Consider the following 15,700-nt stretch of genomic DNA (forward strand, 5'->3'; position numbering starts at 1 on the left):
TAGTTTTATCTACAAGTTCTTTTTTTATATTACTATAAATATCTAGCATTTTTACGAGACATTTCTTCTTATATATTTATCAATCTTTTTATAACAACCATGCTTCACTACCTGTCTAACATCAACTAATTCATTTGTTTCAGTTCCCAACACATCTGAAACATCTACAACAATTGTATTTGTTAATACACTTACTACGTATCCGGTTAATTGCAAAGAAGGATTCTTACGATATGGGAATTGAACACAATCTCCGATTTTTACTGTTGTTATATTTTTCATATGACAACCTCCTAAATCATAATTGATTCATCGAATACCTTTTTATTCTTCTTTGTTTTCTTCATACTGTTTAGCAAGTTTGTAAAATGAAGAACGTTTTATATCATACTTCTTCATGGCCCCTACTGCTGTAATTGTACCAGACTTCCATTCTGTATAAGCAGCAATAAATTCTTCCGTAATTTCAACAGGAGGACGCCCTAAACGTTTACCTTGTTTTCTTGCAAGAGCAATTCCTTCCGCCTGGCGTTGTTTAATATCATGCCGCTCTTTTTCTGCGAAAGCAGATAAAATTGTAAGAGTTGCCTTTTGGATTGCACTTTGAATCACATCATTGGTACTCTCACCTATGTAATTAACATTAATAAATGGCTCCTTTATGAATTCCAAATTAATTTGGTTCTTTTCATAATATCTGAATTCTTCTAAGACATCATTCATACTTCTTCCAAGTCTTGTTAAAGAATCAAACACAATGGTATCTCCAGTACGAACCAAGCGTTTCAACATTTGATAATTCTCACGTTGCATATTTTTCCCAGACTGTTTATCAATAAAAATATCTCGATCTTCTATACCTAGATCCTTCATATTTCGAATTTGTCGTTCTTCATTTTGATCTTTGCTAGAAACTCGTACATATCCAAATTTTTTATATCCCATTTCATTGCACCTCATCAATTATTATACCATTTTTATCTGTAAATGTATCAAAAGTAAACAGACATCTGTAAAATTAAAAAACAATATTTACAGATGTTGTTTTCCATAGGTTGACATATGTCTGTAAAAGTACACCTTTATAGACACACAAAATACTTCCCATATCTTCGAACACATAATAATAAAAACCCATTGACCTCATGTACACATACTGAGATCAATGGGTTTTTATCAGTTTAACATTCTGTATCTTTTGTAAAATTCATTACTGTGTTACATATTCTGAATCAGATAGCTAAATACTTAATGATATACAAATTTTATAAAAAGGAGGAAATTTTATGTCTGTAACGATTGATGTTAATTTAAAAGAACTTCGATGCCTTGATTCTAGTGGAGATAATTGGCCTGAGAGACCCACTGAATTAGAAATCCGTGGTGGTCTAGGTGTAAGTGTAGGAACAACAGCATTTCCGCCGGGAAATCGAGAATCACACACTCTTTTTAGAAAAGCAGATGGTGCTGGTATTGAGATTTCTCCGTATACTGGAGGTGGAGTCCATGTGCTTAATCTTAGCAAGCAATTGGCTGTTCATCCTAATGAATTTGTGTGGATAGGTGGTGTCTTAATGGAGGAGGATGCTTTTTCCTCAGATGATCATCTTGGAGATCATAGACCAAATATAAGTTTCAATGAATTTAATAATATGAGTAGGGGGAGTACGTTTCAGAAACCTGTAAGATTTTCTGACAATGGCCAAGTAGTTGAAGCTGTTTATGAATTCCGAAGAGTTTGATGTTTTTACTATTACAACCATCTGACTTCAAAACCATATCCGTTTATAATACCTTTCTTCATTTAAGCACCCTTTTAGCTAAATAAGAAGGTATTATAATGAATAGGTCATGTTTTCAACCTGGCCATTATAGGGTGTATCCTCGTAAAGTTGCGATTGGGGGAAAGGACGATTAGGCAAGCCGATGTGCGGCTAAGCCATACAGTTCACAGTTCGTTGGCATGGAAGTAAAAACCGATTATAAATCTTTACCTCTACAGGCAAATGCCTGTAGTTTGATCACAATATTTAGGGGGGCGCCTATGGCAACCAAGGTTATTGACGTTTCAATCGCGACTATAAGAAACACAGGATCTGAGCGCGTCTCACCAGAGGGCAATATTTGGGGCAGGATTGTCCGCGCTGTAAACGATGACGAGATATTTCAGTCAGAGAACATATACAATGGGGGAATGGGCATTCTGCCAGGTCAGAGTCTGACTATCGGCGTCAATAAGCGACTTACTGTTCATCACTTCGGCGAGGAGAGCCCAGGGCACCTTAATCAAATGTTGGTCTTTCAGTACGACCTGAAGCAACGCTATGTTGTCCTTGGGCACGTTGAAGAGGATTTATATTTTGGCTCGTACAGCTTCAAGGTACGATTTGACGATATCGCTGGGTTCCAAACATTCTCTGTTCCCTATAACACTACACATGGCCACAAAATCGAGGTAGTATATACGGTAAATCTCGTCGCCAGTAATTAAAAGACATCTTAACGGGGTGCTTCAAAATGTTGGTGAAACCCCATATATATCACTCCTTCCTACACGGGGTAGCACCAACATTTCGCAACTTTAAGATTTTGTTGAATTAATTGAAAAGTTATGTCGTTTTTCATTTCGTGTAAAATCCTATCCAATCAACCTATTAATGCACCATTTTTCTTCATTTCTTATCCAAACAAAAAGATTTGTGCTCCAATTTTTAAAATTATTGTCCAGCATCACATAATAGTCCCATAAACTAATAAAAAGCCTTGTTGTATAAACAAGACTTTTCCCCTTTTATTTCTGTTCGATTGCATATCGACTATCTTCGGAAACACATAAACTTGCCTCATTCACTGTTATACTACATTTTCCTAATCGCCGCTTTACTTCCGATTGTAATTTTTCATTTGCTTCCTCTAAAGAACTTGCTGGAATAATTGTAGATTGTGAGCCTGTTACCTTGCCACTATACATCACCGAAAAGTTCAATTCATATTGATGTATCAAGATTTCTCCACTCCTTTTTTCATGGATTTCCTCACAGATCATTCTTATTTGTCGCTTGCTCCTGTTGTTTTTGAAGATAGGTACGCATTTGCGGTACATACCAGCTTTTTCTTAATCGGATGATCGCAATTCCCACAATTAAAATCAAAAAGGCTTGTAGGAAAATATCTTGTGTTTCCCATAACGTGCACAAATACAGAAGACTTCCCGAACAAAAATAATACATGGCCAATAATAGGTTTATATTTGCGATTATCATTTGTTTCTTTACAATCGCGGCAATTCCTGCCAAAACAAGCGTACAAACTCCTATACTTAGCAAAATATATGCAATAACCTTAAAAAAAATCATCCTCACACCCCCTTTTCTCTAAAAACTCATTTAAACCACTCAAAAGACCGAATAAAAGACGTAACCTCATTCAATACTAAATGTATTAATAGCTCCTTTAAAATCAATTACAAACGAATCTGAAACGTCATTTTTTCTGAAAGGGGAACTTTTTGTGTTGAAAATCATATATACTTTGTTTTCCGACACATCCCATTGAAAAGCCTGTAAAAAAAGTTGCACCAATGATTTTCAATCCCCATTGCCACGTGTTTTCTTGTAAAAAATGATGCGATACGTAGAGGCATACCCCTGTACAAATAATGATCCAAATTCCATATTCATCATATTTTCTTTGTTCTAATTTTTGTTCGTGGAACGGATACACCTGGATAAACAAAAAGGCTATCAGCAAAACTGACAGCCCAATTCCAAATACAATCATTCTTTATCGCCCCATTTCCCCTTAATTCCCCCCCGTTATAGCGCTTCTGTAACAATTGCTGTATACGTGCCGCATACATTTTAAAATAGGGAATGTTTTGCGCGGCAACCTTTCCAAAGTCCATTTGCATTAATGTTTCTTCTAGCAATTTAAACTCAAATTCTAGGAATTTATCATGCTGTTTCTGAATCGAATGCGGGATATTATGCAAGGCATCCGCAATTTCTCGTACATATGTCACACTGTATTCATCTTGATTTGAATAGGAAAATACATTTCGAATCAATACAAACGTTTCTTGCAATACTTCATACCCTATATGATGCAATACATTTTGATTCACCAACTCCCTCATTCCTTTCTCTATGGTCCTTCAATTCCTGTATTGATTTGGAACTCATAATTTTCTACAAACCATTTCTCACCTTCCAATACTAAATTTAATTTCATAGTGTGTTTTTCTTGTTGTTCTGTTCCATCAACCGTTACAAGATAATCATATTTAACCGTTACATCCGCCTTATTATCAGCGGTTTTGATGTAGTACATATCTGTTATCTTTGCTTTGGTTTGAATATGCATAGAGCCATCATCTTCTATATGGTTATGTGCATCCCCTGGCGCGTTTAATAATTTGTTTCTTGCTTCCCCTGTTATCATTTCTTTGATCTTCTCAAATCCTGGCTTTTCTTTTTGCTTGTTATCATTCTGTATTAGCAGCTCTACAAACTGTTTTGCTACTTCTTGCCCGTTATCTTGGGTATTTTCTGTTAAAACTGTTACACGCTTTTCCAATGCTCGATTCTCTGTTTTTAGCTCTTTTACTTGTTCCGTCCATTTCTTTTCTGTCTGCTCAACTTTATACTGTAAGGTGCGATTTTGATTCCATAACCATACACTGATACCCACTAGTACAACTATGATTAAACCAACGATTCCCTGTTTCATCCCTAATCCTCCCTTTCTTTCCGCTTATTTCGGCAAATAAGGTGCTGGGTCGATTTGACCAAACCTCAAAGATGTTTTGATCTCAAAGTGAAGATGTGGCCCTGTTACTTGCCCTGTTCTTCCGCAAACACCTACTTGTTGCCCGACTCCAATGTTTTGTCCTTCTTGTACAGTAATGGACGACATATGACCATATAAACTCCAATATCCATTCCCATGATTGATAACAACTACGTTTCCGTATCCGCCAAACCCTGAACCGGAAGCGCCAAATTTCGCCCACTCTACAACGCCACCTTTCGACGCGGCAATTGCGGTGACACCGTCCTGGCAAGAATAATCAATACCTTTATGAATGGTGCCCCAGCGTGGTCCAAATGGGCTTGTAATCGTCGTTTGAGCGATAGGACGAATAAATCCTTGTGAGCTTGCTGATCCGGTATCTACAACGCCGCCTGGCTTTCCCGCTTCACAATTGAAAGTAAGTCCGCCCATTTGCGCCACAAATTTTTTTACTAATACTGGCCATAAACCATTTGTGCCATGCGGATCATTTGCGGCGCCTGGTGGTGCATATTTCGCTCCAATTGCTTCTATTGTTGTAATCCCCATACCGATATAGTTTTTATATAAGTTTCGCGCCATAGCGTTGATTCCTTCATCTAAAGTGGCAAATTTCATAAACCCTTTCATTTGTGAACTGCTAGGGTCCATGAGGCCACCAGGGTTGTTATAGTTCTTTACTGCATTAGAAGTACCGTTCCCCGTTTCCAATCTTGCAATGGCTGCTAATAAAACGGGATCGATTTGGTTTTGTGTTCCTGCATTTAAAAAAGCTTGTGCTTTCCCTGTAAAAACGCCGCCTAGGTGGGGTTGTAATTCTTCTGGTGCCACTGATTTTCCACCTGGCCGACAAACCGTCATTCCATTACTTGGGATGGTTGCTGGCGCTTCCTCTTCTTTTTTACCAATGCCTTGCCCCAAAACGATAAATAAAAGAAATCCAATACAGACGAACAATCCTATCGTGAAAGTGGAACTCCCAAAAAGAAATGTCAGTAACCAGGATTTCTTTTTCTTCTTCTTTTTTTGTTCTTGCGCAATCTCTTCTTGTATCGTTTTGTCTACGACTTCTTTTATTTCTGGTCTCATATCATCCCTCCCCCTTTGCAACATGTATCAAGATTGATTGGAATACTTTCGAATAATCAGCCCATATGCAAGAGCTAAAAGAATGGGTATAATCGCAAAAGTATGAAATAGAAACGTTAAAACAGTAGATTGCTGATTTTGTATAAAGTCTAATAATCCAAAATGACCGATTCCTACAAACCAAATGAAAAATGCTAGTTTGGCCCTGTCATCAATAAGGCAACGTAACTCATTATGGATAATTTGAAGAGTTAGAAGAATAAGCGTATACCAGATAAGTAATCCTAAACCAATCCATCCTAATAAATCTGTTGGCCATTCTCTCTGTATGAAAAGAATGATTATGTTCATCCAACCTAAACACCCGATACAAAGAAAAATACTGATACTCACCATTTTCATACACGTTAATCCCCATTGTTTCATAGCTATATCGCTCCTTTTTTCGTAAAAAAATAGTAAAGTCCTAAAAGTCTAGGACTCTACTCATCTTTTTTCGGTGGTTCTAAATCATCTAAGTCGTCTAAGTCTTGTGGATCACTAGGCGGAATCCAGTTTTCACTTCCAGCGGCTACAGCTTCATACTGTATATCAATTGTTTCCGCTTCTTCTTGAATCGGTTCATTTTTGCTTACTTCTTTCTCATTTACTGGTGTCAAATCAGAAGAAATAGGTTCCGTTGGGATAAATGAATCAGAAGAATTTGTGTCTTGTACAGTTGACTCGACATCTATATCAGATTTTTTTGCAACAATCTCCCCAGACTCATTCACTTCTGCAGGAATAGCATCTGGAATATCTGCACTTGTTGTTTCTGTTGTATGAGGTACAATGACACCTTCTTCATTTACATCTGCACGAATTGTGTCTGGTATTAAAGGTTCATTTGCCTCTGTTTCAATTGGTGTTGAGATTTCTTGTTGTGGAATATGTGTTGAAGTTTCCTGTTCTGGCTGTATTTCTTCTCTTGAAATATCCATCGGAATTTCTTCTGTTGGAATGTCTTGTTGTGGGATATCAGATGGGATTTCTTCATATGCTTCATGATCTGGTGACACTTCCTCTAATGGAAGTTCTTGTGTTGGTACTTCTGTTTGAATCTCTTCATATGCCTCCATATCGCTTGAAACCTCTTCTAGTGGTATTTCTTGTTCTGGCACCTCTGTTTGGATTTCCTCATATGCTTCCATATCAGTTGAAGCCTCTTCTAGTGGTACCTCTTGTTCTGGTACTTCTGTTTGAATTTCTTGATATGCTTCTATATCAGTTGGAACCTCTTCTAATGGTACCTCTTGCTCTGGTACTTCTGTCTGGATTTCTTCATATCCCTCTATATCAGTTGGCACTTCTTCTCCTGTTGGAATTTCCTCGTCTTGTAAAGATACCAACTCTGGTTGAACCTCCATTTCTGATTCTTCTACTTCTGTTCCTTCTTGTTGTCCTTCCATTTCTTGTTCTAATGCTTCTTTATCTAAGCTGATAAGGTCTTGTTGCATTGGCGCTTCTTCTTCACCTGGTGTCGGTTGTTCTTTTCCTTCCTCTTCTTGCTGTGGTAAATTCCCCTCTTTGTCATGATCCTGTAGGGAAATAAGCTTTCCTTTCTTTTTATTCTCTTCTTTTTCTTGTTCCGTTTGATTATTTGGTAATTCATTCGGTATATTTGCTTGTATCAATGGATTGGCTTTTGTTTTTTCATCATCTGTCCCAGTATTTTCTAACTGGCCGCCTGCCGCTGCTAATTCTGCCGCGCTGTTAAAGTGTGCTCCCATTTTGTCTCCAATATAAGACATTGTATTTCCAGCATACTCTTTTCCTTTGTCTACAACATTTTCAGTCATAAGAGATATATTTGTGACTGTCTCATATACACCTTTCACTCGCTTAAAAGCCGCTGTAATATTATCTCTAAACAGATAGCATAGAACAAAAACAAGAATTTGGAAAATCATTGTAGATACATACCCTGCAACGCCCGCTTCTGGTAACACGTATAGCAATTCTGCCACCGTAAAGATAATGACAAGCATAACTGACATAAAGATTTTTAATGCTAATGGGCGAATCCATTGTGAAGCCCAGCTTTCAATGACTCTACGATGTCCTGGCAGTAGAGCCACCGCCATGACGATTGGTGAGATAATACTCATGACAAGGAACCATAATTGGAATGCTACAATTAATAAGCAAAACGCGATTACTGGAACACCTGCGAATGTATTTACCACATAATACATGACTGTAAATACAAGACGTTCTCCTACAGAAGAAATAACCATCATTTGGTTTCCGTCTTTAACTTCCTTTTTTATCTTTTCATCTCTATCTTTTCCCATAGGTGTTGCTAATAGTTCATCTACTCGTTTAGCACCTAATTTTTCTTTCGAATCCTCTCCATACTGTAAAAACAAATACGGTCGTTCAACTAACAAATCCCAAATCTGCTTTTTCACTGAAAAAATCGCATCTGCTTTGGAACGTCCTGGATCACCCGCAACCGTTCCTGTTGCTTTCGCTAATACCGTTACACTAATTTCAGAACTAATTGTATTCGCACTCTTTAAAATCGTACCTGCATTTCCAATGTACGTAACAATAAAAGCAATAACAAATACTGTTTTCACTAACTCACTTAGACCTTTTGAGGGTTGGCGTTTAATAAAGAAGATGTACCCCGCATAACAAGCGGATAACACACACGCAATACCGATAATTGCTGGGAAGAGTCCAGAAGATAAAAAGCCGCCTTTTCCAATACCAGCAATATTCTGCATAGCCGCGCCTAATTTATCCGCAACCGTATCTACAATGTCCAGGTTCAACGCTTGATCGACTAAGAAGATGGTTAATTGCCCCAGAATGACATTTAACTGAAAGGCCATATTCGCAAACCATTGACAGGTTGTATACAGCATCCGTTGTAAGTCTTTGCCTACACTATCATCACCAAATAAGTACCCACCAACTTTTTGAAACACATTTTTTTCATCTTCTTTTGGCTGGTACGTATCAATTTCGTAATACTTATCTTTGTAAATTCCATCTGTGTACCCACTAAATAAATTTTCGGAAATTCGTGCCCCTTTTTGTTCCTGTTTTTCTTCCGTTTTTTGATCTTCCGCTAGGGCCATATGAGGCCCTAACGGTAGTAAAAAGAATACTAGAATCATACAAATAGAGAAAAGTTTTTTCATTCCTTTTGCCCCCATTTATGGACATGTACAGGTTTTACACTTCCAACTATGTCCTTGATATTATGTTGCCAATTCCAAGTCCAGCTATAATTTTTCCATTTCCCGTCTTTTTTATCTTTCACCATTTTTAACTCCATATTTACTGTCCCATCCTTTACAGGATCATAGAATTTTACTGCGTAATAGAGTTCATTTTTCCCTTCCTCTAAATTATATCTATATAAATCGTATCTATTTCCCATACCCTTACTAGCTCCCGGATGACGTACACTTCTATCCTCATCCTTTAATGGTTCATAAACTAACGTTGCTAACTTTCCATAGTCCACTTCAATTTCAGCTTTAACGTAATCCATAACCGTTTTATCCGCTTCTTTCATATCACGTTCTTTCTGACTTTCTTGTTGATTTGCATTGCTTTTTGTTTCATTTGAGCAACCCGCAACCCCTGATACCATTAACATTCCTGCTACACATAATCCCGATAACATACGTAATTTTTTCATCGTTCCATCCTCCATATACAGATAATTTAGAATACTCTTATCTGTATTGTAATACGAATTACGCCAATTGTTGTGCGCGTTCTTCGTCTGTTTTCGTAGAGGAATCAAATGCAGTCTTTAATTCTTGGAAAACAGGATCAATTTCTACAACCGCGGTTCGCCCAAAAATGTCCTGGAATAAGGCTTCTCCGCGTCTAAGCTGGCGTAACATTAAGATATTTTCTTCTGTGACCGGTAAGTTATAGTAACGCAACATTTCTTCCGCTTCCTTATCGTATTTCAATGCAAAACAGAACTTCATCCCCACATTGGCAACCTCTTTGTTTTCAGATTGATAATCGGATGCATTTTGCGTTCCTAAATACAAGCCGATATTGTGATAACGTCCTTCTCGAATGATTTTGTCAGAAGACGCTGCACCCTCTTTATTTTTCAAAATACTAGATGCCTCATCTTGTAGATATACTTTGAAAATACTACGGTCGGAATGCATTAAGGATTTACCAAATGCAGCTAACGCAATTAAGATACTACGAGATAATTTGTCTGTAACACTCTCATTCTTGTCCTCTGATTTTGGAATGCGTAAGTGTTGAATTTGTAATACTTGTAACGGACGTTCTAGGCTTAATACGCGGTAATCTTGACCTGGTCTACCAAACAATAAATCTCCTAACTGGATGCCTTCTAAAGTTGCTAAACGATTTGTAAGAGCGTTTAATCGTTCTAATTCAGTTGGCAATAAGTTAGGTTCTTTCTTCATTTCCTCTAGTTCTTTACGAACCAAAGTTAAACATGCGTCTTCTTTTTTTGCTACTCGTTCAATCGCTTTATATAAATAGTCATATCGGATATCTTCTAATCCTACATCCGATAGGAACGTTAAAATTTCAAGTGCTAAACTCTTTGCATCTTCTATTGTTGCGCTTATTCGGAATGGGTCTAAACAGCCCGCATCCTTTTTACCCTTCCCAAGCGTCCATACTTGCAAGGTATCCGCGTTGAACCCTGGCAATAATTCTGGCCATCTTGTGCGATCCCCCTTAGGATCGATGATAAATGCCCTTCCGCCACTCATAACAATCCAGAAGGCGAGTAAATTCATTAAGAAGGATTTCCCTTTCCCTGTTTGCCCCGCAAACATAACCGATAAACTTTCAAACGCTGTTACAATGTTGTCTAATGCTTTCGCCGCGAGTTCTGGACGAATAAAAACAGGACGATTTAATTTCTTTGTCTTTCCAATGTAAAACCCTTGATTATCGCCAATTTGTGTTGTCGCCCCGAACATTCCTTGTGCAAGTACACCTGGCTCCACAAACAATTTGAAATCCGTATTATAACGCTTAGAACCTGGTAAGAACTCGTAAAAGTATGCTAACTGTTCTCCATATGGATTGACCAATTCAATTTTCATTTTGCGATATTCTGTAATCAGCGTATTAACGCGTGATTTTAATGTTTTCGCATCTTCGGCATATACGCAAAACAGTACACTTAGTTCATATCCAGGGGCGCCCGTTGTTTCAAATCGATCTTTTACAATTTTGACGCCTCTTGCTTTACGATCAATTGTTAAATCTGTTGTGCGGCCGCCTACCATTGCTTGTTGGCGTTGATCGTTTAATTCCAGTTCACTATTTGAAAGCTTTTGTGTAACCATCTGATTTTCTAAGTGATACGCTCGGATACTCATTTCAACAGGAAATTTTAACGAATGCGATTGAATGCGATATATCCACTCTCCACCAGGAAAAGCTGATATTTCGGGCATACTTTTCGCCGCAAGAAAAGCAACATGAGAGGTTTCGATTTCCCCCTCTTCATTTTGTCTTTCGAGTATAAGAGAACGCCCTGGGCTTTCATCGATTACCGTATCTGTTAAGTGCACCATTTCTTGTAAATCTGGACGGCGTACTTTTATCGTCTTTCCTTCTTCATTTTGCAACGTAACTGTAGAACCTACTTTCCAGTTTTGATCCCGATTCAGTGCTTTCATGCCACGTTTAAAGTTATGATGGAATAAAAAGCGCGTTGTAGACGGTTTCGCACGTCTTGTATTATGAAAGGCTCCTCTAACCTGGCTAAATAACACGTCTTCTACTTCTAAATAATTTTCGATTTCTTCTTCTAAAATATCCGTCACATTCATACCCGATATGTTTTGAGCTGTCTCTGCAAATCCTTCTCTTACCTTCTTCATAAACTTCCAAGTTTCTACAACAGGGTTACGAACTTGTCTTTCTTTCTGTTCCATATTCAGTTGTACTAAAACGAAAAATCGATATTCCATGTTCTCTTTCGCAATGGCCGCATTTCGTAAGTATTCTTTTACTTTTTTAAAAAGAAAGCGTCCAGTTGGAGCCATTGGCCCTTTTAAAGTGGAAATATGTTCATCCAGAATTTCATCTGAATTTGTTGTACGAGGAATCACAAGCATGTGGATATCATATTCTTGATGGGTAAAAAGAGCGAGTTGATTGCGATAATATACTTTTTTCGTACTTTCGTCTTGATGATCGTATTCAAATCCGTCTACTTCATACACTGCGGATACTTTTCCATCTGTACTAAACGCCAAATTTTTTTCAACGTGCTTTAGTGGTGGTCTGTTCATCGTTTTCAACATATTCAACTTCCTCCTTTTGGGGTAAAAATGTTACATCATAAGCGTGTATGTCTTTCTCTTCTTCTTCACTGAATGAATGTACAATTGGTAAATCTTTGACGTCATGTTGTACACATATATGACCATAAAACATATGTTTTTTAAGTTTGGGTACATTCACCAATCGACTGCTTTGATGCTTCCGTAAACGAAATGTAATCCAGGACCGAACAAAAGAGAAAAGTGATTTTCCATCCGTTTTATATTTATCAGCTCCCCATACGAGGAAAAGAGGAATCACACCATAATACATGAGCCAAACTTGATCAATCATATCCCCAAATATCCATTTAAAGGGAGGAAGGAAGCGGAAGGCTACAAGCCCCGCTTCTACCGCCGCAAAATAGCCAAGTGCCCTCCATGTAACCGCACGCGGAAGACGATACCCCATAATTTCGTACTGTCTTCGCATATAGTTCATATAGCTTCCGAAACAATAGACAATGATAGATTTTGATTCTTTTTCCTTCATGTAGCCCTCTTCCTTTCCATCCCTTACTTAGACGCCAAACAATCCGCCTAGCCACGTTCCGATTGTTTTTAATGCATCTGGTTTATTAATGAAGAATGCAACAATCCCACCGCCAACAATTAACGTGATCGCTTTTCCCCATGCGCGCTTTGCCGCTACAATCAAGATAACAATGATAAACGCGCAATATAACGCGTATGTTCCTTGTGTCTTCATCATTTCGAAAAATCCTTCCAGCCCGATTCCTAACACAAAATGATTTATATTGAACATATACATGCCCCTCTCCTATTTTGTTTTTAAGTCTTTTACAACCCATTGCTTTCCATCTTGTTTGACAAACAACGTATAACCAGTTTTCATTTTTGTTTCAGAATGTGGATCAATCATAGATACCTCTGTTTGCACCTCATATGTGCCTTTTGTTTTTCCTGGATAAATCTTAGAGGAAAGTACATTTTCAAATTTCATGGCTCCTTCTAACCCTTTAATATCCGTATTAGCTAGCACATACGCGAGTTCTTTTTGTGTTGCGGTTGTATAGGATTTGAAAAAGGTTGGCAAAAATTCTCGAATGTCTTCTTTTACAGTGAGTTCATGGACTTCCTCTCGGTCTTTCTCTTCTTTCCCTTCTGGTACTTCTGCTTTTTCATTCACCTTCACGATTTGAGGGAATCCACTAATAACAAAAGCCTTTCCATCTGATTGAACAGGAACCGACACTTGCTGGATCACCTCCTTATCCTCTGGACCGCTATTATCTGCTTTCATGCGGCTTAATTTGTATCTCACTTTAAAAATTACGTTTGCTTCTTTATCTGTGACCTCATCTACTTTTAATACAGTTGCGTATAGAAAATTAGAATCCCATTGAATACTTGCAAAATCCAAACCAACTTGTGGATCAAGTGTTTTCGGTATATAGAGCTGCAAGTGCTCTGAACGCTTCTTCTTGCCTTCATCCCCTCTTTGCCATGTAAAGTATTCTTTTACGAATCCACGCGCAAATTCAATCGCTTCTGGACGTGAGGCAAGGTTTTGTTTTTGTGTGACTTCCTTTGGAGTGGTGCTGGCCTTTGCTTGCGTATCTCCCTTTCCTTTTACTACGGTTGTAATGGATACAATCAGCATCCAACAAAACAGGAGCCAAAAGGCCCATTTTCCAATTAAGCGACCTTTATAAGAAGGAATCCTTGTGGCTTTCCTTGCCTTCCCTTGTTTACTTTCAAATGTTTTTGCAAACCACTGTTTCACCTTTTGAAACATATGCATCCCCCTTTCAATTTCGGTACTGGCGTAAAGATCGTTCGTAGCAATCACGAGCGAATGAAGCCATGCCAACTGCGGTTGATTCATCTTTTATTTCGTTTCTTGCATAATTGATAAAATTATTAAGTTTCGTTTGACTGCCTGTAATATATGGGAATCTAGCATGAACCACATACCGTTTGTCTCCATCCCTCCCCACCTCAAAGGACGCTCCATCTGTAGCCCGAAATTCTCTTACAAAATCCAAACCTTCCAATGCGTCCATCATGCACTCTCCCTTTCTCTTAAAGCTGTAAGGAACTTTTGTGCCTTTTCTTTGAACATCCATCCTTTGTCTATCCTTGCTTGCTCGAACATGTCATAACAGCTGATTTCACGCTCAATTTCTAACATGGCTTTGTCTTTTGTAACTTCTACTCCATCACACTTCCATTCCAGTTCATCTGTATCTAATCCGATTTCTATTTCGATAATTTTTCCGTTTTCCATCAGATAAAATTTCTGCATATATACATCTGTTTGAGATAAACAAATCTCATGTACTTCCTCACAACCTATTCCCTCATAGATTTCCACTAGAAATTGAGCTTCAACTTCTCCCACATTTCCTCTTTCATAAGTGTTTTTATGTGTAAACATCGTTTATCTCCCCCTTATGATCGACTATCCGCCATCTTCCATATTCCCACTACGACCAGGAAGAAAAGCAAGACACCTTCCCATCCTTGCGTATAGTAAATTTCCACCACTTTACTTTTCACTGCTTCCCAGGCTTCTCTTGATCCTGGTACTCTTTCAAATAACCAATCTGAAAAGACTACTAACAGAAAAATACTGGCGCTTATCGATAAAATAAATCGAAACACATTTTTACAGCCTCACTTTCATTTCAGGATTCCGAATATTCCGATAAATATTCCCAAATGGATCTCGTAAGATATCTTCAAACAGTGTGATAAACACTGGAATTGCTGGACTACTTACCCCTTTTAAATAGCGAATCAATTCTTTTTCTCTACTTTCACTACCCGCAATAAATACAAGACGCCATTCCAATACTCCATATCCCATGCCCATATGCGTCCGATAGTCTGTCTCTTTCCCTTCTTGCGTCATAAAGTCGTTATAACGGATAATCTTTTTTTCCAATACTTCTTTCGATCCGTAAGAACGCTCCATTTCCATATATACACCAATATTTTTATCAACCGCTTCTTTTAAACCAATTACCGCAACCCCATCTGGTCGTATAACACGACTTTTCCCTTTTGCGTATTGAAACGTTGCCCGCGGTTCATTGATCCATTCCTTTAGTTCCAATCTTTCTTCTCGTTTCGATATTAATGTCATGGCACATTCAATCTTTGCTAACATTAAACTGTGATACACAAATGATGCCGAACGCTGGGACCAACTATTTTTCCAATGCACACTCCCTCTTAATCCACGAACCATTTCTACCCCCTTTGCCGCAAGTGTATATACATTTTGCGGTCGGCCAGATTTACGAACCTGGCTTCGTGAAACAGGTAGGGGAAGTAATTCATTTTTCAAGTATTTCTCTTGTACTAAGCGATTCAAACGGTAGTATACTGATTTTTTCTTATGGTTCGGATATACTTTTTCTGTTATATACTCCATATCAACATAGATGTGATTGTGTATATCCATGAGTAAGTTTTGGTCTTCTTCCAATAACAACATACTGCACATA

General features: G+C 38.0%; 20 protein-coding genes and 1 pseudogene. 2 read left to right on the top strand and 19 right to left on the bottom strand.

All coding sequences use genetic code 11. The annotated features are described in order from the left end of the window. Positions 1–51: 51 nt before the first annotated feature. Complete coding sequence (locus tag MR143_RS29230; protein WP_000790462.1) at positions 52–282, bottom strand: DUF2187 domain-containing protein; 231 nt, start codon at positions 280–282, stop codon at positions 52–54. Positions 283–324: 42 nt separating this feature from the next. Then, complete coding sequence (locus MR143_RS29235) at positions 325–945, bottom strand: recombinase family protein (RefSeq protein ID WP_242281189.1); 621 nt, start codon at positions 943–945, stop codon at positions 325–327. A 341-nt stretch (positions 946–1,286) separates the two neighbouring features. On the opposite strand from MR143_RS29235, the gene MR143_RS29240 reads away from it, so the two are divergent. Both MR143_RS29240 and MR143_RS29245 read left to right on the top strand, forming a co-directional pair. Further along, positions 1,287–1,742, top strand: a complete 456-nt coding sequence (locus MR143_RS29240; RefSeq protein WP_242281190.1) for a hypothetical protein — start codon at positions 1,287–1,289, stop codon at positions 1,740–1,742. 302 nt (positions 1,743–2,044) lie between these two features. Beyond that, complete coding sequence (locus tag MR143_RS29245) at positions 2,045–2,491, top strand: hypothetical protein (RefSeq protein WP_242281191.1); 447 nt, start codon at positions 2,045–2,047, stop codon at positions 2,489–2,491. Positions 2,492–2,791: 300 nt separating this feature from the next. On the opposite strand, the gene MR143_RS29250 is transcribed toward MR143_RS29245, so the two are convergent. The 17 genes and pseudogenes from MR143_RS29250 to MR143_RS29320 all read right to left on the bottom strand — a co-directional run bounded on the left by MR143_RS29250 (position 2,792) and on the right by MR143_RS29320 (position 15,699). Next, positions 2,792–3,004, bottom strand: a complete 213-nt coding sequence (locus tag MR143_RS29250; protein ID WP_074569906.1) for a hypothetical protein — start codon at positions 3,002–3,004, stop codon at positions 2,792–2,794. A gap of 31 nt (positions 3,005–3,035) precedes the next feature. Then, a complete protein-coding gene (locus tag MR143_RS29255; protein WP_074569886.1) occupies positions 3,036–3,356 on the bottom strand; it encodes a hypothetical protein in 321 nt (106 codons plus the stop codon). Positions 3,357–3,483: 127 nt separating this feature from the next. Next, a complete protein-coding gene (locus MR143_RS33320) occupies positions 3,484–3,780 on the bottom strand; it encodes a hypothetical protein (protein ID WP_042868099.1) in 297 nt (98 codons plus the stop codon). Positions 3,781–3,817: 37 nt separating this feature from the next. Next, a pseudogene (locus tag MR143_RS29260) lies at positions 3,818–4,135 on the bottom strand (hypothetical protein); the annotation flags it as partial. An 8-nt stretch (positions 4,136–4,143) separates the two neighbouring features. Then, positions 4,144–4,728: a hypothetical protein gene (locus MR143_RS29265; RefSeq protein ID WP_242281192.1), complete on the bottom strand. Its 585-nt coding sequence runs from the start codon at positions 4,726–4,728 to the stop codon at positions 4,144–4,146. Between the two features lie 24 nt (positions 4,729–4,752). Continuing rightward, positions 4,753–5,880, bottom strand: coding sequence for a peptidoglycan DD-metalloendopeptidase family protein (locus MR143_RS29270; protein ID WP_242281193.1), 1,128 nt, complete (start codon positions 5,878–5,880; stop codon positions 4,753–4,755). 27 nt (positions 5,881–5,907) lie between these two features. After that, positions 5,908–6,306 carry a hypothetical protein gene (locus tag MR143_RS29275; protein WP_221818539.1) on the bottom strand — a complete coding sequence of 133 codons (399 nt, stop codon included), beginning with the start codon at positions 6,304–6,306 and terminating at the stop codon, positions 5,908–5,910. Between the two features lie 56 nt (positions 6,307–6,362). Continuing rightward, the gene (locus MR143_RS29280) at positions 6,363–9,071 is read right to left on the bottom strand and encodes a CD3337/EF1877 family mobilome membrane protein (protein ID WP_242281194.1); all 2,709 of its coding nucleotides are present in this window, start codon (positions 9,069–9,071) and stop codon (positions 6,363–6,365) included. After that, positions 9,068–9,592, bottom strand: a complete 525-nt coding sequence (locus tag MR143_RS29285; protein WP_242281195.1) for a hypothetical protein — start codon at positions 9,590–9,592, stop codon at positions 9,068–9,070. The genes MR143_RS29280 and MR143_RS29285 overlap by 4 nt, the downstream gene beginning before the upstream one ends. A 43-nt stretch (positions 9,593–9,635) precedes the next feature. Further along, positions 9,636–12,206 carry an ATP-binding protein gene (locus tag MR143_RS29290; protein WP_242281196.1) on the bottom strand — a complete coding sequence of 857 codons (2,571 nt, stop codon included), beginning with the start codon at positions 12,204–12,206 and terminating at the stop codon, positions 9,636–9,638. Beyond that, positions 12,166–12,717 (bottom strand): TcpE family conjugal transfer membrane protein, encoded by a 552-nt coding sequence (locus tag MR143_RS29295; protein ID WP_142761467.1) that lies wholly within the window; start codon positions 12,715–12,717, stop codon positions 12,166–12,168. The genes MR143_RS29290 and MR143_RS29295 overlap by 41 nt, the downstream gene beginning before the upstream one ends. 27 nt (positions 12,718–12,744) lie before the next feature. Continuing rightward, a complete protein-coding gene (locus MR143_RS29300; RefSeq protein WP_043938597.1) occupies positions 12,745–12,996 on the bottom strand; it encodes a TcpD family membrane protein in 252 nt (83 codons plus the stop codon). Between the two features lie 9 nt (positions 12,997–13,005). Further along, the gene (locus tag MR143_RS29305; RefSeq protein ID WP_242281197.1) at positions 13,006–13,983 is read right to left on the bottom strand and encodes a conjugal transfer protein; all 978 of its coding nucleotides are present in this window, start codon (positions 13,981–13,983) and stop codon (positions 13,006–13,008) included. Between the two features lie 13 nt (positions 13,984–13,996). Continuing rightward, the gene (locus tag MR143_RS29310; protein ID WP_242281198.1) at positions 13,997–14,254 is read right to left on the bottom strand and encodes a hypothetical protein; all 258 of its coding nucleotides are present in this window, start codon (positions 14,252–14,254) and stop codon (positions 13,997–13,999) included. After that, positions 14,251–14,625: a hypothetical protein gene (locus MR143_RS29315; protein WP_242281199.1), complete on the bottom strand. Its 375-nt coding sequence runs from the start codon at positions 14,623–14,625 to the stop codon at positions 14,251–14,253. The genes MR143_RS29310 and MR143_RS29315 overlap by 4 nt, the downstream gene beginning before the upstream one ends. Positions 14,626–14,639: 14 nt before the next feature. Further along, positions 14,640–14,852, bottom strand: a complete 213-nt coding sequence (locus MR143_RS33325; protein ID WP_000488221.1) for a hypothetical protein — start codon at positions 14,850–14,852, stop codon at positions 14,640–14,642. A 4-nt stretch (positions 14,853–14,856) separates the two neighbouring features. Further along, on the bottom strand, positions 14,857–15,699 hold the full coding sequence (locus MR143_RS29320) for a replication-relaxation family protein (protein ID WP_242281200.1): 843 nt from the start codon (positions 15,697–15,699) through the stop codon (positions 14,857–14,859). Position 15,700 lies beyond the last annotated feature (1 nt).

It is taken from the genome of Bacillus cereus group sp. BfR-BA-01347, from assembly GCF_022663835.1.
Classification (GTDB): Bacteria; Bacillota; Bacilli; order Bacillales; family Bacillaceae_G; genus Bacillus_A; species Bacillus_A thuringiensis_K.